The sequence below is a fragment of the Acaryochloris sp. CCMEE 5410 genome, from assembly GCF_000238775.2.
In the GTDB taxonomy this organism is placed as follows: domain Bacteria; phylum Cyanobacteriota; class Cyanobacteriia; order Thermosynechococcales; family Thermosynechococcaceae; genus Acaryochloris.
The window spans coordinates 1,192,971-1,215,675 of record NZ_AFEJ02000002.1; the positions used below are offsets into that span (position 1 = coordinate 1,192,971).

Here is a 22,705-nt window from a genome sequence, read left to right on the forward strand (position 1 = left end):
CTATCTCGGGCAAAAAACGTCTCTTACCATCATCCTGGGAAAGCCAAGAATTGGGATTTGAGTGGTCTACTCCAGGTTTGTCGACAGGATGGGAAACCTAGGCAAATCCCCTGAAAAGTTGGAGCGATAAATGTGATAGATACTTGTCCTTTTTGTGCGATCGCACAAGGTGATGCGCCCGTCAGCACCGTCTACGAAGATGAAGCAGTGATGGCCTTTATCCCATTACATCCGGTCTATCCAGGGGCCTGTTTGGTCATTCCTAAAGCTCATATTGACCATTTCACCGACATCCCAGATCCTTTAGCTGCGAAAGTGATTGTGGTCGCCCAACAGGTGGGTCGGAAGATCATGACGGTTTACAAGCCATTGCGGATAGGCATGTTAGTGCATGGCTTTACCGTCGCCCATGCTCATCTGCATCTCATTCCCCAATATGGTCCGCTAGACATCATGCATAAACACTATGCCTACTGTGAGGATGGAAATGTCAAATTCGGTGATAAAGATATTCCCACCCCATCCCGCCAAGAACTAGATCAAATGGCATCCACTTTAAAGCTCTAAAAGCAGGGTTACCTACAAAAAAATCTGCTAGTTCTAGGAACTAGCAGATTATGAATTTTTAGAAAAGTGGTGAAGGTTTATGCGGGAGCATTACCTGTATCACGAGCAATAACAGCAGGGATATCTTCAAACTTGAAGCCCATTGCTTTCAAGGTGTGATAGAGGTGACCTTGCAACATATAGAAAGCTAGGTAGTAAGTAATATTTGCCAACCAAGCACGGGATGTGTAGAAACCATCTGCGAGATCAGCTGTGTCCTTAAAGTAAGGAGCAATACCAAACTTCACTTCCAGTGCAGGACCAAAGAACTCTACAGGATAAACAAGAGTATTCACTGCACAGAAATAAGCGGAGATGAATCCCATGAGGGCGAGGCCACCAATGGCAGTACCTAAGAGACCATCAGGAGAGTAAGTATACTTGTTGACGACCTTGGACCAAGGCAAAGGAGCAACATTGATGTGGAAAATACCACCAGCAATATCGACTAAACCAATAAACAAATGTCCAGAAGCTAAGTCTTCTAAGTTATCGACAAAGAAGCAGTTATAGCCAGGTGTAAACCAGCCATACTTTAGAACCACATCGCCGATTGTAGATCCAGGTGCAGCAACAGTACGAACTTCACCAATCGTGGGGTCATAGATACCGTGGAACTTGATCCACAGAACGAATAGCAAAGCACCCGTGCCAATCAACACGAGGTGATGACCAAGGATATAACCGAGTTTCTTAGGATCATCCCAAGAGAACGCAAATTGGTCAGTATTGCCACGTCCACCATCAGCCAATACAGCGGGGCCGATTTTCGCATGGAAGTATGCACCTCCAAACAGAACGAAGCTGGACACCATATGAATGGCACCGATTTGGGTAAAAACGAAGGTATTAGTGACAACACCACCTGAACCAACACCAAAACCCAAAGCAGCCAAGTGAGGGATTAAAACTAATCCTTGGTCAAACATTGGGAGGCTTGTATCAAAGGCTTGGTTCTCAGAAAAAGTGTTGAGCCCAACCCAGAAAACAATCAGTGCAATCTGAGCAATATGAGCAGCCAACCATTTGCCTTGAACCGCAGGATCTTCGAGGCGGCTATTGCCCGAATACCAGGGATATTCAGGAGCAGTATCGACTTTTGTTGCCATTTTCTTTATTCCAAAAGGATAATGTTTTGAGGAAAAACGACTCTATAAAATTTCGCCTGATAAAATTTATGTCACAGGAAAATGCAAGTATCTTAAACAGGCGGATGAAATAATGTTACGATGCCGCGCACTGTACAACAAGCGGTTCAGGAATTTATCCATTAGTGCTTGAGCATCAAAGCGACTCGTAAGAAACCAGCAAACGCGGAATGTCCACTATTTAACCAGCCAATTGAAGCTCAAGTATACCTTGCAGAATGCATTCAATCCGTTATCTATACTCCGTTTTAGATTTAATATCCAGATCAACCAGCCCTTATCTCCAAGCTGCTGTTGAAAACAGAATCGGGTTAACGCTTCAGACTACTTAATTTTTAGCGTTTCCACCACTAAGATTCCGAACAGAAAGTAACGTCGTGTAATGTTTTGTTAAGCGCCTTCAGATTATAGAAAACCTTTCAATCACTGGGATCCATCTATTCCATGACTGGATTGATATCTTTGCTTCATCATTCCCAGGCATCTGCTCGTAATCACTCTTAATAAGCATTAGCAATTAGCAATCAATCCGATCTAAGTTTCGCTGCTAGACCTGTGCCCTACTCCCTGTTGTCCAATGACGTTGCAAAGCCATAACTCTTCAGATATGGAAGTGGAGACTTGCTGAAGCGTATGGCGGCCCAACCCCACGGCAACATCCAACAACTGTTAGTCATCAGCAATGGGCATGGTGAAGATCGGGTTGCTATGCGTATTCTGCAAGTATTGCGTCAAGACATACCCAAACTCAGCGTTGATGCATTACCGATTGTGGGCATTGGTCAGAGTTATGGGGAACAGACCATCCCTCGCTTAGTGAAAGGCAAGGCGTTGGTGTCAGGGGGGTTTTGGGGACGTGAATTTGGCCGAGATCTACAAGAAGGATTCCTTGACCTCACTCTGCAACAAATCAGAGCCGTTAGACAGTGGTCTCTTAAGGACGGGGCAGTGCTGGCAGTAGGAGATATTGTGTCTTTGACGCTGGCATGGTGGAGTGGTTTACCCTATGCTTTCGTCGGCACTGCTAAGTCCGAATTTTATAGAGGCAGTCATCCACCTTATTTAAGGTCTTCAGTTTATTGGCCTTGGGAACGTTGGCTGATGACCCATAAGCGTTGTCGGGGCGTATTCCCTCGAGATCGCATCACGGCAACAACCCTACAGCGCTGGTCCATCCCCGTTTTCGACTGCGGTAATCCGATGATGGACGATTTGGAGCCTCAAAGTGAATTACCTGAGCTACCCCCTGGCTGTAAAATTCTGTTGTTACCGGGGTCTCACGCTCCTGAAGTCTTTAGGAATTGGCAGCTGATGATCTCAGCCATTGCAGGCTTAGACACGACTCAACAGGGGTATGTGTTTTTAGGTGCGATCGCACCCGGTATTGATCAACTGCCACTCCAAAAGATACTGGTGCAGTATGGATGGTCTACTCAGGACAACACAGCCCGTCCTTACTGTCAACAGCACCAGAATTCCCTACTGCTGGTGCCCAATGGTTTTAGAGATTGCTTGTCGATTGCCAATATTGTCCTGGCGATGGCTGGCACCGCCACAGAGCAAGCCGTCGGCCTCGGTAAACCTGTGATCACGATGCCGGGCCATGGGCCTCAGTTTACAGCCAAATTTGCAGCAGCCCAGGCTCAGCTCTTAGGCCCCTCTATTTATCACATCAGAACACCGGAAGAGTTGCCTCATATGCTATCGGCTATTCAGGAGCAATGCCGACAGCCACAAATTTGGCTTAAAAATGGCCGCCATCGCATGGGATTACCGGGTGCCTCTGCCAAGATTGCTCAAGCCCTGCAACAGTGCTTGTTAAATCCCTCAAGCTCCAAGTAAATGGTGTAAAGACGGCATCGCGGTCATCACAGATTTATTTTTGTAAATAAAATAAAATAAATCCCGCACTTTCTGGTTTCTGGGCTGATCCCTTCGATACTCAAAGGGAAGAAAACTCTATTTCCATAAATTATTTGGAGGGTCCTTTCGCATGCTGCGTGTTTCCCCACGATTTTCTAGAATTGCCCTGGCCTGGGGAGTATCCCTCAGCACCATTGCGCCCATTTTCTCAGCACTCCCTGCATCGGCCCAAGCCAATTTTTCTGATGTCAGTCTTGGATATTGGGCACGCCCATTTATCGAAAAACTAGCTGAGGAGAATGTCATTAAAGGCTTCCCGGACGGGACCTTTAAACCTGATCAGCCTGTCACCCGTGCTCAATTTGCAGCAATTGTTCGCCAGGCCTTCGATCGCGAGTCCACCCGCCAGTATCGCGGTTTTGCGGATGTCCCCACCAATCATTGGGCCCAGCCCGCCATTGATAAGGCTTACAGCACTCGCTTTATGTCAGGCTACCCGGGAAATTTATTCCAACCCAATCAAAGAATCCCCAAAGTCCAAGCCCTAGTCTCTTTAGCTAGTGGTCTAGAGTTAGAACCCGATGCCCCCACGGATGAGGTACTTGCCACCTTTCGGGATGCAGCAGATATCCCTGGCTATGCCGACAAAGGTGTCACAGCAGCGACGGAAGCAGGTTTAGTTGTGAACTATCCCAATGCCAACTTTTTAAATCCCAATCAGCAAGCCACTCGGGCCGAAATTGCAGCCTTTGTCTACCAAGCCTTGGTCGATCAAGGGGATTTAGATCCGATCCCTGACAAAGCGCGGGCCAATAACTACATTGTCAAACTAGACGGCACCGCCTCCCCAGAGAAACCCAGCACACCGATCAATACAGGCAATATCATTGCCTCTGGCTCCAAGATTCCCGTTCGATATCCAGGGCCAAACAAAGTCAATCTGATTGTTGCCCCCGGAGAAACGGTAGACACTAAGCTAGAAGTCGCAGAGGACATTGTCAATGCTGCAGGTACAGTGCTTATTCCCAAAGGCAGTCTGATCGAAGGAACGCTAGTGCCAGTTAATGTCGGCACAACCCCTGGGACACAGTTTGTAGCTAAAACCCTCAAAGTAGGGGCTCGTAACTACGACATCAGGGCCAACTCTGATCCCCAGGTAGCGGTTTCTCGGCAATCCGTCAAACCCAATGATATTAGAGGTGCTATCAGTACAACAGCCGGTCGAACCATTCTGAACTCCGTCCTAGGCAGTGGGTTTAACTTAGGCAGTTTACTCACCGGTGCCTTGCTAAGTGGGGTGGTCACCAGCCCCTCTGCCCCCAAAGACAGCGTGATAGTCGTCGATCCAGCCGCATTGGAGTTAACCATCCAATCGAGTTTGGATCTAACCACCTAGATCGCCTAAGCTCCCCAGCCCTTGAACAATACCTTTACTCTCAAGGGCTGGAGAACAGCTTATGGATCTAAAGCCTGCCAAATTGTCGTCAGAATCGTGTTGGAGAACAAAAAACCGTCCGGGTCCGTTAAACAAATAGCCTCCTCTGGATGATGAGGTAACTGCAACCAACCCTGCTCCTGGTAGGGAGCGAGACACTGTAGCAAGGTATCCACTATCTGAGGGCTGGCCAGATCTTGCAATGTGGAGAGGGAGACCCCCGTTGCCAATCTGAGGCCCATCATTAGGGTTTCTAGCAAAATGTCTAGGTCAGAACTCACCGCATCGTCCATCTGCCCTTGGGTCGCAATCAGCCGTTTTACCCAATCGGCATAAGCTTTGCGGGTCCGAGGACGACTAACCCTTTGCCCATGAACATAGCTGGTCGCCCCCATGCCGAAGCCATAATAGGGGTTGTTGCGCCAATAGACTTGATTATGCCGACAGGTATACCCTGGACGGGCATAGTTAGAGATTTCGTAATGGTCATAGCCAGCAGCGGTTAGGGTAGTGGCAGCGAGACGATACATCTGAGCTGCGGTTTCATCCGAGGGGAGGGGCTGCATTCCTGGCTGATACTTTTTTCCAAAGACTGTCGTGGGTTCAATCACTAAGTCATAGGTGGAAAGATGAGTGGGTTCCAAGGCTAAAGCTGCTTCTAAATTGGCCTGCCATTGGTCTAGAGTTTGGTTAGGTAAGCCCGAGATCAAATCCAGCCCAAAATTAGTGATACCGGCTTGGTGGAGAATTGCGATCGCATCATCGATATCCGTCACCGTATGGGAGCGCCCGCACACCTGCAACAACTCCTCCGTAAAAGCTTGAACCCCTAAACTAACTCTGGTTATACCTAAGGTCTTAAACTGCCGCATGAGCGGCCAGGAAAACGTCCCTGGATCCATTTCAATGGAAATTTCTATATCCGGCTCCAAGCCAAATTGTTGTTCTAAGCACTGCAAAATTTGCTCTAATTGCAGAGCAGATAACAGAGAAGGCGTTCCACCACCGAAAAAGATGGTTTTTAGGGGGTGCGGTCCTGATGCAGTGATCTCAATTTCCTCGCATAAAAGATCAACATAATCGGCAATCGCCAAGGAGGTCTCTCCTCGCTTTCGATCCCCAATCACCGAGATGGGAAAATCACAATAAAAACACCGCCGTCGACAAAACGGAATATGAATATAAGCGGAAGTAGGCCAAGCGCTGGCAATCGGCGCAGGTTGAGCTATTTTCACAAACTGGATTGCCTCAAGATAAAATCAGACCATTTACGACCAAAGTTGATCTAGATTTACGTATTTTAAAGGAATCTTTTTGGTCAAGGAAAAAAACGCCGTAAGGTCCTGAAATAAGGACACTATAATAATGATTAGAGCTATTTTTCTCTGAGAAAATAAGAAGTTCGATAACCCACCCTTATTATCTCTAAAAAAGTATGCCTCTCCTATTAAACGGTAAGCTAGGACAATGCTAGACCTATTTATCATCTTGACCTTCATTGCTGTAGGTGCAGCAGTGGGTTTTCGGGGCGTCGATATCTTACCCGACCTGTTGACCCCCAGCGAATTAGAAGGGGTTAACATTGACGGTCTGCGGTGGGTAATTACGGGCTTTGGGGCCCTCCTTAGTTTAGGCATCGGGTTCGCCGCTCAGGTCTCTTGCCGTCGAATTGAGAAAAAGATAAAAGCCTTACCCACGGATGTCTTACTCAGCCGATCAGCTGGTCTATTTCTGGGACTTTTAGTGGCCAATCTGATGTTGGCTCCTATCTTTTTATTCCCATTACCTAAGGAGTTTGCATTTATTAAGCCCACGGCAGCGGTTTTGGGCAGTCTTATCTTTGCATTTTTGGGGTTAACCTTAGCCGATATTCATGGCCAAACCATTTTGCGGCTAATCAATCCCAACTCCATTGAAACCATGCTGCTGGCAGAAGGAACGCTACAACCGTCCCCAACGAAAGTTTTGGATACCAGCTGCATTATTGATGGCCGGATTGAAGGGCTATTGCTCACGGGTTTCTTGGATGGCCAAATTTTGGTCCCTCGTTTTATTTTGCAAGAACTGCAAACCCTTGCCGATGCAGGCAATGACCAAAAACGAGCCCGAGGGCGGCGAGGATTAGATATTCTCAACCGTTTGCGCACAGAATATCCGGAACGGATCACCATACATCCTGCAGATTATGAGGATGTTTCTACCGTGGATGCGAAGCTGGTGCGACTGGCCCAGGATATCAACGCATCTATGGTCACCAACGACTACAACCTCAACAAAGTCGCCAGCGTCCAAAATATCCAGGTTCTCAATGTCAATGATTTGGCAAAGTCCCTACGACCAATTTATTTGCCGGGAGATAGCTTAGATCTCAAAATTATCAAGGCAGGTAAAGAGCCTGCCCAAGGGGTGGGGTATTTAGAAGATGGCACGATGGTGGTGGTAGAAGAAGCCAGCAACCATATTGGTGACAAGGTACCAGTCGTGGTGACTAGTGCGTTACAGACCTCGGCGGGCCGCATGATTTTTGCCCGTCCGCAAACCGCTTGGGCCTAATTCTCAGGAACCAGTTACTAGCGCTGAACAACCTGATATACTGGATTTTCAAATTTCATGCCGATGTAGCTCAGTGGTAGAGCACTCGATTCGTAATCGAGCGGCCGTGCGTTCAAATCGCATCATCGGCTTTAATGGGAAAATAGCCATTTTTTGAAATACAAGAATGAAGTAGTTCACTTATGAAGTAGCTCGCTAAAAAACTCACTTAATCAGCTTGTTGAGTTGGTTTTTGTTCTTCCAGAGTTTCACCTGACTGCTTTTATATATTTTAGCGACAAAAGGTGGACGATTCCCCGTCGAGAACTTCTCTATCTGAGCTAAAGCCTGTATACAGATAGCAGCCATCTCTTGCCGGTTTAGTTGACCAGAAACTAAAGTAAAGACTCGGGCTTTGGCATTGGCAATTGCGATCAACTCCAATGAATTACGGCTAATGGCTTTATCTTTAGTTAATACCACCCATCCTCTAGCACTAACTTCAGGTAGCCATTCTATATCAAGGGTTGCAGGGGGAAAGTGATCATCATGAATTTCCACTTTAGCTCCTGCTTTCCGCAAGGCTTCAGGAACAGATTTACCCATAGCTCGATCTGTGAAGATAACGATCTGAGGTCGTTTAATCACGCTGCTCGGAAGAGACTTTCAAATCGAATAGCTGCCGTAATTTGTTTAGTTGTGCACTCATATTCATTGGCAAGATCGTCTATATTTTCGCCTGCCTCATAAAGGTCAGATATAGCAATTGTAGGAACACCTCTGCCCGCAATTACAGGACGGCCAAATGAGATTCTGGGATCAATATATAAATCCATAGACTCATCTCCTTCTGGCTGAATAAAAGGAAATAGGCGAGAGGCGATTCCATTTTCGTCCCACTCTATACGAGTCAGAAGATGGACAATTGTTTCGCGCATTGCCAGTTGGCCAGATCGACCAACATCAACAAGTTGATCCATCGAATCGACAAACAAGCTAATACCATCTGTCTTAAAAGTCTTCTGAATGAGAGGATGCTCTTGTTCTAAATTGTTGCTTAAGTAGTCTAGCGCTGCCCGAACTGTATCTAATCGGACCCCATGAATTTCTCGGATCACCCGCAGAACATGAGCTTCAATCAGGTTAGCAAAAGACAGTTGTGGCAGGTTTGGTTTAGGACGCTGGATCAGAGGATTAAAATCCTTTTTACCTTGTTTAGTGGAATAGGAACGACCTTGAATCCAGGAACGTAGAGTTACCAGCGGAATACGCAAGTACCGAGCTGCATCAACCACTGAATATGTGGGGATATTGTAAATATCGGCATTCCAGTTTCGCAATGTATCAACCCAAGATAGGCTAAGGGATACTTTTAAGATACCGAAAGTAGAGTCTTATTCTTCTGTATCTCAAGTATCTTGCATTATCACAATAATTATTCCTTCAATGGGAAAATCATACTTCCATCAGTAGTGAAGATTTCAGGGATCGACAGAAGGTACTGACCGCTGCTACCCCTTGACTAGGGCTACCCTCACTTAAGCGATTCACAAACGCACTACCTACAATCGCCGCATCTGCACCCCAATCCATAACTTGGCGAGCATGTTCTGTTCTAGAAATACCAAAACCAACGCCAATCGGTTTATCGGTGACTTGTCGCAAATCAGCAATTAAATCTTGAACGCGGTTTTCCACCTTGGTGCGCATCCCCGTCACCCCTGTAGTACTCACTAGGTAGATAAAGCCTTGGGATCTCAGCGCAATTTTTTCAATTCGTTCTTTTGAGCTAGTGGGGGCAACCAGCAAGGTCACTTCTATGCCCAAATCAGCCGCTTGCTGCAACAGATTTTCCGATTCTTCTAACGGCAAATCGGGTACCACTAAACCTTTTACCCCAGCTTTTGCAATCTGCTGAAGATATTTTGTAACGCCCCGATGGTAAATGGGATTGTAGTAGGTAAATAAAATAATGGGGGCTTTAATTTCAGGCGAAAGCTCTGTCACCATCCCTAAAACATGATCTAGACGAGTCCCCCGCTGTAAGGCCCGAGTCGCGGCTGCCTGGATGACTGGCCCATCCGCCAAAGGATCAGAATAGGGAACCCCTAATTCAATTAAATCGGCACCACTCGCATCCAGCTGGCGTAGAGCACTGGCCGTGGTGTCTAAATCTGGGTCTCCGGCCGTTAAAAATGGGATCAGTGCGCATTGACCACGATCGCGCAGCTGCACAAAGCAATCAGAAACAGAAGTCATTACTAATCAGTCTCATCATCAATAGAAGCCTGTAGAGCTTCAAGTTCTTCTGGTGTCATTTCTTGCAAACGTTTTTCCAGGACAGCATTTTCATAGTCTTCTCGCTGCTGGTTATAGGTCATATTTCCCGTCACGACCCGTAGAAAGTAGGAAGCCACCCAACCCAAGAGGCCTGCGGCAAAAATAACCTGGCTCCAGACCCCTGCACTTTGGGGTTCGATACCGGCGTATCGCAGGCCCCCATAAATGAGCCCCCCGGCCAAAAACACGCCGAGACCAATTGAGATCGCATCTATTCGGCGCATGGGCTCAAATTTTGCGAGGTTGGGGACGGAAATTCAAAAAAGGGCTAAGCAGGAGCAAGCTGGGGAAGAAAAAGAACACCAGAAAGTACATAAACCCACGCTCTAAAGAACTAGCAACATACCAGCGCTTTTGGAGATAGAAATAGGTAATAGCGGGCATCACCAGTAGATAGCCACCCAACAGTCCCAATAAGAGGATTAAATTAACAACCATAGAAATTGGATATTTAGTCAAGTCCAAGGGGTTTAGAACAGGCTGGCATACAGCCTCAAGGACGAAGTCCTATGCATTTCGTCCTCTTATTCTACCTTGCAGGTAGCCTTCCCCCCAGAATTAACAGCAGGTCTCTGACCTTCCAGTTACTTTCAGATTAGTCAGACGCTAGCAGTTCGGCAATTTTCTGTTCTAAGACCTTCACCCGCCGGAGCAGCGGGGGTAACCATTTGACCACCGCCATTGCCCGTAGCCACAGTCGGTGGTCAATCGCTGGATAGCCCGCTACCTTCGAATCTGAACTTAAAGATTGGTGAACCCCACTCTGGGCAGCCACGGTCGTTCGATCCCCCAAGGTGACCTGCCCTGAAATACCTACTTGTCCCGCCAAAATTACCTGCTGCCCTAATGTCGTGGCCCCCGCCAAGCCCACCTGGGCACAAATTAGACTATCCGCTCCAATCTGGCTACCGTGACCAATCTGGACGAGGTTATCGATCTTTGTTCCCGCACCGATACGCGTTTCGCCCACAGCTGGCCGATCAATGGTCGTATTACAGCCCACCACAACCTGATCTTCAAGAATCGTCTGACCCGATTGGGGCATTGGATACCAACGACGATCTTGATCCACGACAGGGACAAACCCAAATCCCTCCGCCCCGATCACTGCCCCACTATGTATGACACAATCAGCCCCAATAGCCGTACGCTCATGAATCACACAGTTGGCATGGAGAATGGTGCGATCGCCAATTACCACCCCTGGATAAATCACCACATTAGGAAAAATTTGCACTGCATTCCCTAAATAGACATTCGCATGGATCACCACATAGGCTCCGATCCCAACGCCTTCTCCCACTTCAGCCGTCGTGTCAATGACAGCAGTGGGATGACGGTCCGACGGCAATCGCCAGGGTTGGTAAAAGTATTTCAGGGCCCGGGCAAACCAATATCGCGGATGTTCTATCGCAAACCAAGCAATCTCCCTAGACGTTGCCAGAGCTTGCAATTCAACATCAGGGGGCAATATCAAGGCACTCGCTTGAGTGTTTTGAATCAGGTGAGCCCGTTGTGAGCCTTCTACAAAACTAAGGGTTCCAGGGCAAGCCCGATCCAGCGCTGCACATCCTTCTAGGGTGGGATCCGTTAGGGGACAGCTCATGGCGACAGGCGTGACAGCAAGCCGCTCCATCAGCTCACTCAACTTCATCATTGAGGTCACCCCTCTACTACTATCCGAGCAGACTTGTAATGGTTAGTTCAGCACCTGCATTTGCTTGATCTTCCACTGATCTTGTTCTCGAACAAGCTGATAGCGGACACGATAAGTATCTCCCGTATAGGCATCTGTTGTCTGTTGTCCACCTTCGAAGACCTTCGCCGTCTCGGTCACCGTTGCCTCGACCGTAGCTTCAGTAGGGCTTTGCTGCGTAATCGCATTAATTTTCAGATCATCAAAGGTATATTCCAAGTGGATCTGATTCAGTTGATCCGACTGAGCACCAGCCTTCCATTCAGACAAGCTGGGCTCCGCCAAAATTTTATCCAGAGACGCAATTTGATGATCTTTGCCCATTGCCTCAGCTTTTGCCGATTGCCAAGACTGAATAATTTGCCGAGCACTCGTTGTCGTGATTTCTTCGCTAGTAGCTGTCGCAGGAGCAGGTGTGGGGCTAGCCACTGGCGGACTAGCAGTCGGGCTAACACTGGGGCTTGCAGGAGAAGGAATGGGGTCAGGGCTGGCTGGTTCCGGAGATGGATTCTCAGCACCTGGAACTGGATCTTCTGGGCGAGAGCACTGACTGATAAGACCAAATAAGGCGAATAAAACCAGTGCAACAGCTCCCGCTGCAAAGAACCATCGACGGTATTGCAGTTGCGATCGCGAACGTCGAGTTTTGGAGACACCTTGATTTCCTCGGCCAGCATCATCCGTCTGCAGAGACTCAGCCTTAGGTGCAGGGGCAGTAGTGGCTGGCATGGAAGATCGTTTTCGAGGACTATCTAGTCCCTTCACCGGAGTTAAAGGCGTAACCTTTTGCGTCGATACTGGCGGTTTTCCTGGAGGTCTTTGTCGTTTTGCCCCTTGGCGATGAGCAGTCTGTTTCGGCAGACGCCCTTCTCGGGCAGAGCTTAGGGTTTCACTTCCCTGTTTGGCCAACAGAGGTAAGTCTGTAGATGTTGTTGAAGCTGGCATCCGAGGCGAGACAGGCTCCGGTGCTAATCCATTGAGATACGCCTGAATATGTTCATCATTGAAATAGTTCTGCAAAGACACTTGGGTATCATTAAGATCCCTGAAATAGGGATACACTTCCTGCTGTAACCAGCGTTCTGTATATAGGAACAAGCCTGGGACTAAATCTTCAGCCCCTTCAGAATACTGATGAATAAACTCTAATGACTCTTGGTCCCGACTCAAGGGAAGTGTCTGAATCGCAGCCCCCGGCTGGCCTAACAACAAATAGCACATTGACTTTTCGACTTGAATATCCTGCCGATCAGCCAACTCCGTCAACGCCGATTTTGCCTGTTGAATAAACTCTGGTTTCCCCTGGGAACAGCCTTTAGCAACCAATGCATACACCAATAAGTAACTCGCCACCGCAGACGGGCGTTCACTCTCTTTTATAAAGAGATCTTGCTGTTCTTGTACCGTTAAATGACACCGTAATTGCTGAATAAATCGCAGAAAATCGTCAACACTCAATCCCGATAAATCATCTTGCGGCCCGTCGATCCCCCCCCGTTCATCTAACATAATTTGGAGAAGAGAAAAACCTTGCTGACGTTTGGCTATATTCTCTTCAGGCTCAGCCAGTAATTCCAAAATACGATAGGGGCGAAGCTTATATAAATCCAACTCAATTTCTCGTTGTACCGCAGGAAACAATTGCTCTTGAGTTAGCAACTTCAAACCAGACTGCAAAACGTCTGAAGCCTGTTCAAACTGTTTTTGCTGCCAACATTCTCGTCCCGCTTCTAAATTCGCTAAAGCCATCGCTAAGATGACATCTTCATCAGACCCATTATTCGCAGACGGCAAACGATTGAGATCAATGGAACGCTTTAGATATTCGGCTCCTAATTGAGCGATTCGCTCATAATCACTTTGCTCCTGCAAAAGCAATAAAGCACCTACCAACTGAGATTCTTGCAGTTCCATGCTCCCTATATCCGGAGAGGCAGATTCCGCTAAAATAGACTGGTCATAGGCAGTGCGTGCGTTGGAATCAGATAGCACAGCATGGGCATCTTGTAATAGCTGTGTGCGAGCTGCAATTGCTGTTTTAGAGTACTCTTGACGGGGGAGCTGCTGACAACGATCGGCAAATGCTTGTTCAATCTGCTCTGGTGTCGCTTGAATTGGCACACCCAATATTTGATATAAATCTAAAGGAATACGCACAATTCAGTATCCTTGTGAGCCATTTACCGGAAGTGAACAACAGATGAGTGACGAAAATACAAGACAGCAAAGCACTTGAAAATATCATAACCTGCTGCTTGTAAACGTATACTCTATAGAGGTTCAGTAACGTACATTCATAGCAGCTTAACAAGAAGGTTGACAAATATCAGCTACTCCTTGTCAGTTATGATGTTGGATTATTGAAATCTAAACAATCCCTAATACCAGACCCTGACAGGTGGCTCAATTAATTAAGCCTTGGCAACATCATCCCAACTGAGGACACTATACATCAATGGTTCAAGAAAGAGTTCTACCCAAATTTCCCACCCCTACAATCAAGATTACTCATGATGAAGGGCTTATCCTATACGAGGATATGGTTTTGGGGCGGGCTTTTGAAGATAAATGTGCCGAGATGTATTACCGCGGCAAGATGTTCGGCTTTGTCCATCTGTATAACGGTCAAGAGGCTGTTTCTACAGGCATTGCCAAGGCCATGCGTCCAGACGATTTTATTTGCAGCACCTATCGAGATCACGTTCATGCCCTGAGTGCAGGCGTCCCAGCCCGGCAAGTTATGGCCGAACTATTTGGCAAAGAGACTGGTTGCAGCAAAGGCCGGGGAGGATCAATGCACCTATTCTCCTCAGAACATAACTTGATCGGTGGCTTTGCATTTGTCGCAGAAGGGATCCCTGTCGCTACTGGTGTTGCCTTTCAAAGCCGCTATCGTCGAGAAGCGATGGGCGATGAAGCTTCCGATCACGTCACAGCCTGCTTCTTTGGGGATGGTGCGAGTAATAATGGCCAGTTCTTCGAATGCTTAAATATGGCCTCTCTTTGGAAATTACCCATCTTGTTCGTGGTGGAAAATAACAAATGGGCGATTGGTATGGCCCACGAACGCGCTAGTTCCGAAACCGAGATTTACAAGAAAGCCAAAGTCTTTGGCATGGAAGGGGTGGAAGTCGATGGCATGGATGTATTAGCTGTTCGTGAAGTCGCCCAAGCGGCCATTGCTAGAGCCAGAGCCGGTGAGGGGCCAACCTTAATCGAAGCATTGACCTATCGCTTTAGAGGCCACTCCCTGGCTGATCCAGATGAACTCAGATCTGCAGCAGAAAAGGAAGAATGGTTAGCCCGAGACCCGATTACGAAATTTAAGTCTTACTTAGTTAACCAAAAACTTGCTAAAGAGCAAGAGTTACTTGACATCGACAAGAAAATTCAAACCTTGATTGAAGAAGCCGTTCAATTCGCAGAGGAAAGCCCTGATCCTAAACCCGAAGATCTGTATCGTTATATCTTTGTAGATGACTAGCCTAGCTAGGCTAAATCGATCGCAACGCCTATTTGAACAGCTTGTCCTTTTTAGATTCAACAAAGATCATCACCCAACCCCAATATGCATGGCAATCAGGTTGCAAGCAAGGAGTATTTAAATGCCTCCAAGAAACCCGATTCCTACGGTTGATATCATCATTGAGATGTGGGATAGACCTCATCGCCCTATTATTTTGATCGAGCGCCAAAACCCTCCCTATGGTTGGGCACTACCAGGCGGCTATGTCGATTATGGAGAATCAGTAGAAGCTGCAGCCATTAGAGAAGCTAAAGAAGAAACTTGTCTAAAGATTGATTTACTAGACCAGTTTCATGTCTATTCAGCTCCTAATCGGGATCCACGTCAACACACTTTAAGTGTGGTATTTCTTGCAAAAGCAATGGGGGAACCCGTTGCTGCTGATGATGCAAAAACATTAAGGATATTTGAGCTGTGGCAGATTCCAGACCAACTCTGCTTTGACCATAATCAAATTCTCATGGACTACCGAATGCATCGATTTCAACATTAATGTATTCATATTCTGGCCTAAACCAGCTATGAAACGTCACTACGCTCAGTTTTAAATTACTTTAAGTTTTAAATTACTGATTTTCGTTCGGGAATTGTATCTTGACTACATTATTTTCAGTGATGATGACCTGGGCACCTAATTTCTCGATCTCGGCTATAGATCGTTGTCGAGTCTCGTCGTCTACAGCGTTGCGAAAAATCATCATCCATGCACTTATGCGAACATTTTTACTGTCTGGATTTTGGCTTAGGAACTTGGCTGTTTGGGTTACAATCGCGCTAATTCTTTGGGCTTCAGGATCAGGATTGTTTTTAGCCCACTTAGCCGCTTGCAAATATGAATTCTTAGCTGCTTGATTATTGCCTAAAAATAGTAACTCATCCGAAGCTTTTGATATCCAGATCGTATATGCATTAGGTGAGCTTTCAGGGGAGAGTGATTGCAATCCCTGATTTATTAGCTTTACAGATTTATCTGGCCGCCCTGCAAAAATTGAAGTAGCGGGAGACATAAATTTATAGGGTTCTGTAAATTGCGGGTTGCGATCGACAAATATTTCAAAATAATCAGTGCTCAACGCATACCCAACTTGCTTTCGAGCTTTTTGATCGCCAAAATACTGCAAAAAACGCAAAAAAGCCCAATCTGCAATCACATTATCATATCCAAACTTTGGCATTCGCTTAAGAAATTGCAAGTTGGCTTTTTCTTTATTAGTTTCGCGTATATAAAAGGATTTTGGTTGAGCTTTATTTTCTTGAGCCTCAACTTCTTCTAATGCCGAGAACTGTAGCAATGAAACACCTACCGCACAAATGGCAGTAAGTGTTGGCGCAATTAATTTCTTTAACAAGGTTGAACTTAGCATTGTGAAGGATGCTGTTAAAAAAATACTAGCTACTATGAACGTTAACAACTCGGTGGAGTAGCAATAGTACCACCACCAGGGGCAGGCTGTTCTTCGAGCGTAACACTAGTTGTAGCTAGGCTACCTAAAACAACATTTGCATTCGTACACCCTGTGATTGCAGTCAAGGTTTCGTTAGTCGGAGTTGCTCTAAACTCAGCTAGCGTTGAATTAGTAGTGCCAAACGAGTATGAATAGTCATCAGTTGTTAAGGGAATGCCGATCCCTAGTAAATTCATATTATTTGAAAAAGTTGCACTCTCCAATCGGTAAACCTGTTGTGCTCGGTTAACTGCACCAATTTGACTTTTTGCTGCAGACTGTCGTGATTTATTAGCCTGACCTAGCATAGAAGGCAATGCAACACCAGCTAATATAGCAACAATCACAATCGTGACTAATAATTCTATCAGAGTAAAACCCTGAGAATTATTATGCTTCATTAATTTTGACAAGAGTCGAGAATGATAGTGAGACATTGGTTGTGAGCTTGCAATCTAGTAGCTAGTTTTCGATTAATAATTTCTGAGAGCAAAAAATATTTAAATACTTTTTATAAGGATAGTTTATCAAAGGAAAAGTTCAGATCCTTTTCCTTAAGAATGAACAATCAAATAGCAGGGATAAATATCCTTATACAGCCAAGAAAATGACAGGGAGAATCAAGTAAATAACTATTATTTCCCCTCTTATGTTTATAATTTAACTTATTTCTATAATCAATGAAATCAGTGTAATCACGGTCATAACAAGAAGGATAATCTTAGATAAATAGAACGTGCATTACAGAGAAAGGATACTGAAGATTCATTAAAAAGAATCCTTTACCCTTATATAAGGGAGATCTCAAGCATGGTTATTCTTTGATTTTCAAAAAATCTAATTCAACATATTTCTAAAGCAGATTTACAAAGTATTCTAAAAAAACCTAAATCTCTTACCTAAAAATAAATAAGGCATCTATACACTCGATTAAATTTAATCACTCACATAGATCTTTTTTAGAGAGAGTTTCAGCGACTTAATAAACTAGCTTTTATTAATTTAATTTTAATAAAGTTCCAGTCATTTAATCCAGAAGATATTCACAAGAAGCATCTAGAATAAATTCGATAGAACTACCCTTCATGAAAAATGTATTTAAAATTAATTCCCCAAACATATATCCAGAAGATTAAAATAGGGAATAAAACCTAAAAGGTAAAAGTCTAGAACTTTTAGTGGCAAGTTTACTTACTACAAAACTTGCTGCGATTTTTTACACTCTCAAAATGATACATCCTCTATTTAAAGCAACTCAGACTTAGAGCTAAAAATCTTACTCTAAGCCTGAGTCGGGTGGATTATTGCATTGATTCAACAATCACCAAATCAATTTATCGCTGAGCTAGGTCAGAATTAGCAGCCTGCGGCAGGAGCAGCGGCATTACCAGGGTTCTCAGCAATCTCAGAATCAGTAGTACCTGTAGCAGCGTCTACGGACACACAACCACGATAGGCAGATAGACCTGAGCCAGTATCAATAGGTACAGCTGTAGTTTCACCTGCAATAGCTGTTGATACAGCAATCGCAATGGTGTAATCTTCAGTGCTAGCGTCAGCAATTTGCAAGTCAGCATATGCAGGAGCAAATTGGGGAGCTTCCAATCGGTAAGCTTGCTGGGCACGGTTAACAGCACCCACTTGGCTTTGGGCAGCAGATTGTCTTGCTCTATTAGCTTGGTTGAGCATGGAAGGTAGAGCTACAGCAGCCAAAATACCGATGATGATTACAACAACCAAAAGTTCAATTAGAGTAAAACCTTTGTTGCCTTTCTTATTTGCGAAGTGCTGGATGAGTTTGGCTTGTAGATTAGTCTTCATAGTTGTAAAGTCTCTCTTTGGGTATTGGATTCAAGTCTTTTTCGCTCCCAAATATACATTACCCATTCCTAAAACTTTTCATATCAAGTTGGAGACCGTTTTAACAAAGTTCAGTGTATATACAGAGATATCTCATATGCATTTTCCTAAGAGAATGAAGTACTTCCCTAAAAACACGGAATTTCTGACTGATTAATTCCAATACGGTTTCCCTTCAACCCTCCACTCAAACTGGTAGCTACCAGAAAAGTCCTGAGTCTCGCTTGAGGGCACTGTTCATTTAAGAAGTGACTGCTAGGATGATTCTGCAGTATCAGTTTTAGAGCAATGCAATGCATCCATTGTCAAAGCGAAAATGTCGTTAAGAACGGAACTAAGACGCTGAAAACAGCTCAAGTGGTTCAGTACTTTCTGTGCAAAGACTGTGGTCGTCGCTTTAACGAGCGTAGTGGGACGCCGATGGCGAGATTGAGAACGCCAGTAGAGACGATATCAATGGCCATCAATGCCCGCACCGAAGGCCTAGGGATTAGAGCTGCGGGGAGAGTGCTCGGAAAATCACCCAACAGTATTATCCTTTGGAAGAAGCGTTTATCAGCGCAATTATCAAACTTCTCCCCTCCTTCTCCCCAAGCAGCAGAGGTCACAATTGAAGGCGATGAAGTGTACCCCCGCGTAGGTGAAAATCTTCCCCCCCTGGCTCAGTGAAGGTTGGACCATTCATTTCATCGACCGTGAGAGTCGCTATTGGTTCGAGGCTCGCGCGGGTCTTAAGGATGAATCATTATTGAGAAAAGTGTCAAAGCTGCTTGGGATTGGGCTAAACCCAGTTCATCGATTCGTTGGTTCACAGATGGAGAACGTCGATACTCCAAGGTATTGTGGAAGCTAGCGAGTACTTACTTGCCCAGGAGTACCACGACCCAGGCCTATCCTTTCGCAAAGTATGGCGAGCGGGTTTAGAGGTGGCAATGAAGATCAAAGGGTCTCAAGGAAACCTCGGGTAATGTGGGTTAATCGAGAGCATCCTTATACGGCCATTAGCCCCAAGAGCGATGTCCATGCCAATCATCTTGAAGCCCTCCACAGTTCTTTGAGACGACGGGCTAGCGGTTATCGTAGACGCCAGAACCACTATGCCAAACCGTTGAGGGATTACAAAGAGCGCTGAATGTGCAGCGATTGATTCACAATTGGTGTCGTGCTCACTACAGCCATGGATACCAGCGAACCCCAGCAATGGTGATGGGATTTATCCAAAGGCCCGTTAAGATTGGCGAAGTGTTGGCAGTCAGAGCTTTTGAATGCCTCACTTCTTAACTGAACAGTGCCCGCTTGAGAGTGAACCTGTGTCATGGGGATAAGACCCATAAATGCTGAGGTATAAACTTGAGTGGTGTATATACGAAATGGTTGGGGCGACTCAAGATACAACATTGAAATTTATCAAAATACCAAGATTACAGGGACTCAACATATGCTGGCTCGAGTATGGAGCTCATCTTTAATTGGCATTGAAGCAATCAAGGTAGGGGTAGAAGTAGACGTATCTGGCGGATTGCCTGGAATCGTAATTGTAGGCTTACCTGATACGGCAGTCCAAGAATCGAGAGAAAGAGTAAAAGCGGCATTACGGAATTCTGGCTTAGCATTTCCTATGCGCCGAATTGTGATTAACTTAACCCCTGCCGATTTACGTAAAGAAGGTCCCAGTTTTGATTTGCCAATTAGTATAGGCATCTTAGCTGCGTCTGATCAGATTAATCCCCAGCTCTTAGGGGATTTCTTGTTTCTAGGGGAGGTTTCACTCGATGGTGCCCTCAGACCGGTTACGGGTGTGTTACCCATCGCTGCTGCTGCGAAACAAATGGGATTTGTGGGTTTAGTTGTACCTTACAAGAACGCCCAAGAAGCAGCTGTTGTAAAGGGCCTAGCCGTCTATGGCTTTGAGTCTTTATCTGAAGTGAGTAATTTTTTAAACAATCCTGATGAAGTTCAGCCCTTTCGAGAAGAAGACAAAGCTAATGATAAGCAAAGACAGTATCATCTTGATTTGAGAGATGTAAAAGGGCAGGCTCATGCCCGACGAGCCCTGGAAATTGCAGCTGCGGGCGGGCATAACTTAATATTCGTTGGACCACCAGGCAGTGGTAAAACAATGCTGGCTCGGCGACTACCAGGTATTCTTCCTCCTCTAGAATTCAACGAGGCATTAGAGGTTACTAAAATTCATTCGGTGGCAGGTTTATTGAGAGATCAAGGTCAGTTATTGCGTCAAAGGCCATTCCGATCTCCCCATCATTCTGCATCTGGCCCCGCATTGGTGGGAGGAGGCAGTTTTCCCAAACCAGGAGAAATCTCTTTAGCCCATCGGGGCGTTCTGTTTTTAGATGAATTAACGGAATTCAAAAGAGATGTCTTGGAATTTTTACGTCAGCCATTGGAGGATGGTTTTGTCAGCATTTCCAGAGCGAGACAGTCGGTTACCTTCCCGGCTCAGTTCACATTGGTAGCCAGTACTAATCCTTGTCCGTGTGGATACTATGCTGATCCGATACAAGCTTGTACCTGCTCACCTCGACAGCGAGAAACCTATTGGGCTAAATTATCAGGTCCTTTAATGGATCGCATTGATTTACAAGTGGCTGTCAATCGTCTGAAACCCGAAGAAATTACTCAGCAAAGCAAGGGAGAAGAATCGGCTCCAATTCGAGAGCGAGTCAAAGCAGCCCATCAACTGGCTACGTATCGGTTTGAGGCTGAATCCAATTTACATAGTAATGCGCAGATGAATAGCCAACAGTTACGCCAATGGTGCCAGCTGAATGATGCAACACGGCAATTACTAGAAACTGCAATTAGTCGCCTAGGTCTATCAGCACGGGCAACCGATCGCATTCTTAAGGTTGCGCGAACGATTGCTGACTTAGCAAATTCATCTAGTCTAGAAACCCCTCATGTTGCAGAGGCGATTCAATATCGGACCATTGATCGGCTCCAATAGGCAAGGCAGAAAAGAGCGGGGATGCTAAGGAGCTAATAAGCAGCCTGTTGTGTTGTAAATGTCAGAGCTAGTCTGGAGTATCCATCTCTAACCAATCTGGTAAATCGTCTAGATTGAGTTTGTCATGGGTCGCCAGTGTTTCACGATCATGTATGGACGGCAATCGATTAGATGGAGACTGCTTAGCATCATTTTGAGGGCTACTTGACATTGAGGGAGAGGTTTTAGATGCAGCCCGGGCTGAAATAGACTGATTGGGAATGGATTGTTGCAACTCTACCTTGGATGTTGTAGGTATTACTGACTGAGGTGATTGTGGTAAATTGCGTTTTGGAATAAAAGGTTTGGATTGGTGAGTGGAATTGGCTTGTTTTAAATGATCAACGGCTTCTTTTCTAGCGGTCTCAACCGCTTTCTTTGCCAAAGTCCGATGGGGTAAGATGACGTTTTGAAATAAGAATTCAATGGTTTGTGACTTCAGCCAACCTCGAGAAACCAGAATTTCCCCAAACCGCATTCCCGTTAATTCTTGATCGGATAATACAACTTCGACTTGAGCTGGGGATAATAACCCAGCTTCAATTAAATACCCACCAATCCTTTTACTGTCTGGAGAATGAGTCGCCACAGCTCGACGGTGACTAGAGTGATATCGCTCAGATTCATCTGAGTTATGACTTACACGACTCTTATTCTTGGGTGACACAAAAGATGAAGGAGCAGGTTGCTCTATTTTTTGCAGCCAAACCAACATATCGAGAGGATAAATCTCTGTTTGATAACCAGAGGTTTGAATGGTTAAGGTGCCATGCTCACAGTGAACGTCCCGAATAGGATACCAGATACCTCGATGGAGGATGAGTAAGCTCATTAAAGCAAGTTGCTTATCGCTCTTTTTGTAGCTCCACCATGTTTGCAATAAGTCTAAAGAATCAGTGAAGCGAACATGATAATGCTCCGGAATTTCAACAGGTTCATATTCATAAAAGCCGGAAATTTTAGACTGGCGAATGGGCAAACATTTTTGCGCAATCATAGCCTCATGGAGTTGAGACCAAAAACTTGATTTGTAGCGAATTGATGTGAAGCGCTGCTCACCATCTAATTTGGCTGTAGCGACTAGGCCTTCCGTTTTAGCCAGGAGCTGCAAAGTATCGCTAATAGGCTCAACTCTTAGGTCTGAGTTGGAAAGTAATGTGGACTGCCCCGATAGATAACTTGATACAAATGCTTGTAGTAGTTCGAGGTCATCCATAAAAATGAGTTGCTGAACTTTGCATAGAACGGCG

General features: G+C 45.6%; 20 protein-coding genes, 1 tRNA gene and 1 pseudogene. 9 read left to right on the plus strand and 13 right to left on the minus strand.

The window, feature by feature from the left end; translation table 11 throughout:
• Positions 1 to 132 precede the first annotated feature (132 nt).
• Positions 133 to 567, plus strand: a complete 435-nt coding sequence (locus ON05_RS26360) for an HIT family protein (RefSeq protein ID WP_010472830.1) — start codon at positions 133 to 135, stop codon at positions 565 to 567.
• A 77-nt stretch (positions 568 to 644) separates the two neighbouring features.
• Here the strand turns inward: ON05_RS26360 and ON05_RS26365 are convergent, their stop codons facing one another.
• A complete protein-coding gene (locus ON05_RS26365; protein WP_010472831.1) occupies positions 645 to 1,715 on the minus strand; it encodes a chlorophyll a/b binding light-harvesting protein in 1,071 nt (356 codons plus the stop codon).
• A 660-nt stretch (positions 1,716 to 2,375) separates the two neighbouring features.
• Here ON05_RS26365 and ON05_RS26370 point away from each other — a divergent pair.
• Entirely contained in the window at positions 2,376 to 3,596 is a 1,221-nt protein-coding gene (locus ON05_RS26370; protein ID WP_236618940.1) for a lipid-A-disaccharide synthase-related protein, read from the plus strand.
• A 151-nt stretch (positions 3,597 to 3,747) separates the two neighbouring features.
• The gene (locus tag ON05_RS26375) at positions 3,748 to 5,013 is read left to right on the plus strand and encodes an S-layer homology domain-containing protein (RefSeq protein ID WP_010472835.1); all 1,266 of its coding nucleotides are present in this window, start codon (positions 3,748 to 3,750) and stop codon (positions 5,011 to 5,013) included.
• A 59-nt stretch (positions 5,014 to 5,072) separates the two neighbouring features.
• Here the strand turns inward: ON05_RS26375 and hemW are convergent, their stop codons facing one another.
• Positions 5,073 to 6,287, minus strand: a complete 1,215-nt coding sequence (hemW, locus tag ON05_RS26380; protein ID WP_010472837.1) for a radical SAM family heme chaperone HemW — start codon at positions 6,285 to 6,287, stop codon at positions 5,073 to 5,075.
• 232 nt (positions 6,288 to 6,519) lie between these two features.
• On the opposite strand from hemW, the gene ON05_RS26385 reads away from it, so the two are divergent.
• Both ON05_RS26385 and ON05_RS26390 read left to right on the plus strand, forming a co-directional pair.
• Positions 6,520 to 7,605: a PIN/TRAM domain-containing protein gene (locus ON05_RS26385; RefSeq protein ID WP_010472841.1), complete on the plus strand. Its 1,086-nt coding sequence runs from the start codon at positions 6,520 to 6,522 to the stop codon at positions 7,603 to 7,605.
• A 59-nt stretch (positions 7,606 to 7,664) separates the two neighbouring features.
• Positions 7,665 to 7,736, plus strand: a tRNA-Thr gene (locus tag ON05_RS26390).
• A gap of 73 nt (positions 7,737 to 7,809) precedes the next feature.
• Here the strand turns inward: ON05_RS26390 and ON05_RS26395 are convergent.
• The 7 genes from ON05_RS26395 to ON05_RS26425 form a co-directional block, all read right to left on the minus strand.
• Positions 7,810 to 8,232, minus strand: a complete 423-nt coding sequence (locus ON05_RS26395; protein ID WP_010472844.1) for a hypothetical protein — start codon at positions 8,230 to 8,232, stop codon at positions 7,810 to 7,812.
• Positions 8,229 to 8,924: a DUF433 domain-containing protein gene (locus tag ON05_RS26400; protein ID WP_010472846.1), complete on the minus strand. Its 696-nt coding sequence runs from the start codon at positions 8,922 to 8,924 to the stop codon at positions 8,229 to 8,231. The genes ON05_RS26395 and ON05_RS26400 overlap by 4 nt, the downstream gene beginning before the upstream one ends.
• Before the next feature lie 115 nt (positions 8,925 to 9,039).
• Positions 9,040 to 9,843 (minus strand): tryptophan synthase subunit alpha, encoded by an 804-nt coding sequence (gene trpA, locus ON05_RS26405; RefSeq protein ID WP_010472848.1) that lies wholly within the window; start codon positions 9,841 to 9,843, stop codon positions 9,040 to 9,042.
• 2 nt (positions 9,844 to 9,845) lie between these two features.
• A complete protein-coding gene (locus ON05_RS26410) occupies positions 9,846 to 10,148 on the minus strand; it encodes a DUF3007 family protein (RefSeq protein ID WP_010472850.1) in 303 nt (100 codons plus the stop codon).
• 4 nt (positions 10,149 to 10,152) lie between these two features.
• Positions 10,153 to 10,362, minus strand: a complete 210-nt coding sequence (gene ndhL / locus ON05_RS26415; protein WP_010472853.1) for an NAD(P)H-quinone oxidoreductase subunit L — start codon at positions 10,360 to 10,362, stop codon at positions 10,153 to 10,155.
• 157 nt (positions 10,363 to 10,519) lie between these two features.
• Positions 10,520 to 11,578, minus strand: coding sequence for a UDP-3-O-(3-hydroxymyristoyl)glucosamine N-acyltransferase (lpxD, locus tag ON05_RS26420; RefSeq protein WP_029315165.1), 1,059 nt, complete (start codon positions 11,576 to 11,578; stop codon positions 10,520 to 10,522).
• 45 nt (positions 11,579 to 11,623) lie between these two features.
• The gene (locus tag ON05_RS26425; RefSeq protein ID WP_010472857.1) at positions 11,624 to 13,777 is read right to left on the minus strand and encodes an IMS domain-containing protein; all 2,154 of its coding nucleotides are present in this window, start codon (positions 13,775 to 13,777) and stop codon (positions 11,624 to 11,626) included.
• 298 nt (positions 13,778 to 14,075) lie between these two features.
• Between ON05_RS26425 and pdhA the strand changes: the two genes are divergently transcribed.
• Positions 14,076 to 15,104 carry a pyruvate dehydrogenase (acetyl-transferring) E1 component subunit alpha gene (pdhA, locus tag ON05_RS26430; protein WP_010472859.1) on the plus strand — a complete coding sequence of 343 codons (1,029 nt, stop codon included), beginning with the start codon at positions 14,076 to 14,078 and terminating at the stop codon, positions 15,102 to 15,104.
• A gap of 121 nt (positions 15,105 to 15,225) precedes the next feature.
• Positions 15,226 to 15,639, plus strand: a complete 414-nt coding sequence (locus ON05_RS26435; protein ID WP_010472863.1) for an NUDIX hydrolase — start codon at positions 15,226 to 15,228, stop codon at positions 15,637 to 15,639.
• Between the two features lie 73 nt (positions 15,640 to 15,712).
• On the opposite strand, the gene ON05_RS26440 is transcribed toward ON05_RS26435, so the two are convergent.
• From ON05_RS26440 to ON05_RS26450, 3 genes are all read right to left on the minus strand, one after another.
• Positions 15,713 to 16,510: a hypothetical protein gene (locus ON05_RS26440; protein WP_029315166.1), complete on the minus strand. Its 798-nt coding sequence runs from the start codon at positions 16,508 to 16,510 to the stop codon at positions 15,713 to 15,715.
• 41 nt (positions 16,511 to 16,551) lie between these two features.
• Positions 16,552 to 17,028, minus strand: coding sequence for a type IV pilin protein (locus ON05_RS26445; RefSeq protein WP_010472867.1), 477 nt, complete (start codon positions 17,026 to 17,028; stop codon positions 16,552 to 16,554).
• Between the two features lie 919 nt (positions 17,029 to 17,947).
• Positions 17,948 to 18,412 carry a type IV pilin protein gene (locus ON05_RS26450; RefSeq protein WP_010472869.1) on the minus strand — a complete coding sequence of 155 codons (465 nt, stop codon included), beginning with the start codon at positions 18,410 to 18,412 and terminating at the stop codon, positions 17,948 to 17,950.
• Positions 18,413 to 18,739: 327 nt separating this feature from the next.
• Here ON05_RS26450 and ON05_RS26455 point away from each other — a divergent pair.
• Both ON05_RS26455 and ON05_RS26460 read left to right on the plus strand, forming a co-directional pair.
• Positions 18,740 to 19,732, plus strand: a pseudogene (locus ON05_RS26455) (IS1 family transposase).
• A 157-nt stretch (positions 19,733 to 19,889) separates the two neighbouring features.
• Positions 19,890 to 21,416, plus strand: coding sequence for a YifB family Mg chelatase-like AAA ATPase (locus tag ON05_RS26460; protein WP_010481871.1), 1,527 nt, complete (start codon positions 19,890 to 19,892; stop codon positions 21,414 to 21,416).
• Positions 21,417 to 21,483: 67 nt separating this feature from the next.
• Here the strand turns inward: ON05_RS26460 and ON05_RS26465 are convergent, their stop codons facing one another.
• Positions 21,484 to 22,671 (minus strand): hypothetical protein, encoded by a 1,188-nt coding sequence (locus tag ON05_RS26465; protein WP_010481869.1) that lies wholly within the window; start codon positions 22,669 to 22,671, stop codon positions 21,484 to 21,486.
• Positions 22,672 to 22,705: the final 34 nt, after the last annotated feature.

What these genes read in the sequence shown, in the direction of transcription:
- ON05_RS26365 (WP_010472831.1), bottom strand. Translation starts at nt 1,715, where the DNA reads ATGGCAACAAAAGTCGATACTGCTCCTGAATATCCCTGGTATTCGGGC.
- ON05_RS26375 (WP_010472835.1), top strand. Translation starts at nt 3,748, where the DNA reads ATGCTGCGTGTTTCCCCACGATTTTCTAGAATTGCCCTGGCCTGGGGA.
- ON05_RS26385 (WP_010472841.1), top strand. Translation starts at nt 6,520, where the DNA reads ATGCTAGACCTATTTATCATCTTGACCTTCATTGCTGTAGGTGCAGCA.
- trpA (WP_010472848.1), bottom strand. Translation starts at nt 9,843, where the DNA reads ATGACTTCTGTTTCTGATTGCTTTGTGCAGCTGCGCGATCGTGGTCAA.
- ON05_RS26410 (WP_010472850.1), bottom strand. Translation starts at nt 10,148, where the DNA reads ATGCGCCGAATAGATGCGATCTCAATTGGTCTCGGCGTGTTTTTGGCC.
- ndhL (WP_010472853.1), bottom strand. Translation starts at nt 10,362, where the DNA reads ATGGTTGTTAATTTAATCCTCTTATTGGGACTGTTGGGTGGCTATCTA.
- lpxD (WP_029315165.1), bottom strand. Translation starts at nt 11,578, where the DNA reads ATGAAGTTGAGTGAGCTGATGGAGCGGCTTGCTGTCACGCCTGTCGCC.
- pdhA (WP_010472859.1), top strand. Translation starts at nt 14,076, where the DNA reads ATGGTTCAAGAAAGAGTTCTACCCAAATTTCCCACCCCTACAATCAAG.
- ON05_RS26435 (WP_010472863.1), top strand. Translation starts at nt 15,226, where the DNA reads ATGCCTCCAAGAAACCCGATTCCTACGGTTGATATCATCATTGAGATG.
- ON05_RS26440 (WP_029315166.1), bottom strand. Translation starts at nt 16,510, where the DNA reads ATGCTAAGTTCAACCTTGTTAAAGAAATTAATTGCGCCAACACTTACT.
- ON05_RS26445 (WP_010472867.1), bottom strand. Translation starts at nt 17,028, where the DNA reads ATGTCTCACTATCATTCTCGACTCTTGTCAAAATTAATGAAGCATAAT.
- ON05_RS26450 (WP_010472869.1), bottom strand. Translation starts at nt 18,412, where the DNA reads ATGAAGACTAATCTACAAGCCAAACTCATCCAGCACTTCGCAAATAAG.
- ON05_RS26460 (WP_010481871.1), top strand. Translation starts at nt 19,890, where the DNA reads ATGCTGGCTCGAGTATGGAGCTCATCTTTAATTGGCATTGAAGCAATC.
- ON05_RS26465 (WP_010481869.1), bottom strand. Translation starts at nt 22,671, where the DNA reads ATGGATGACCTCGAACTACTACAAGCATTTGTATCAAGTTATCTATCG.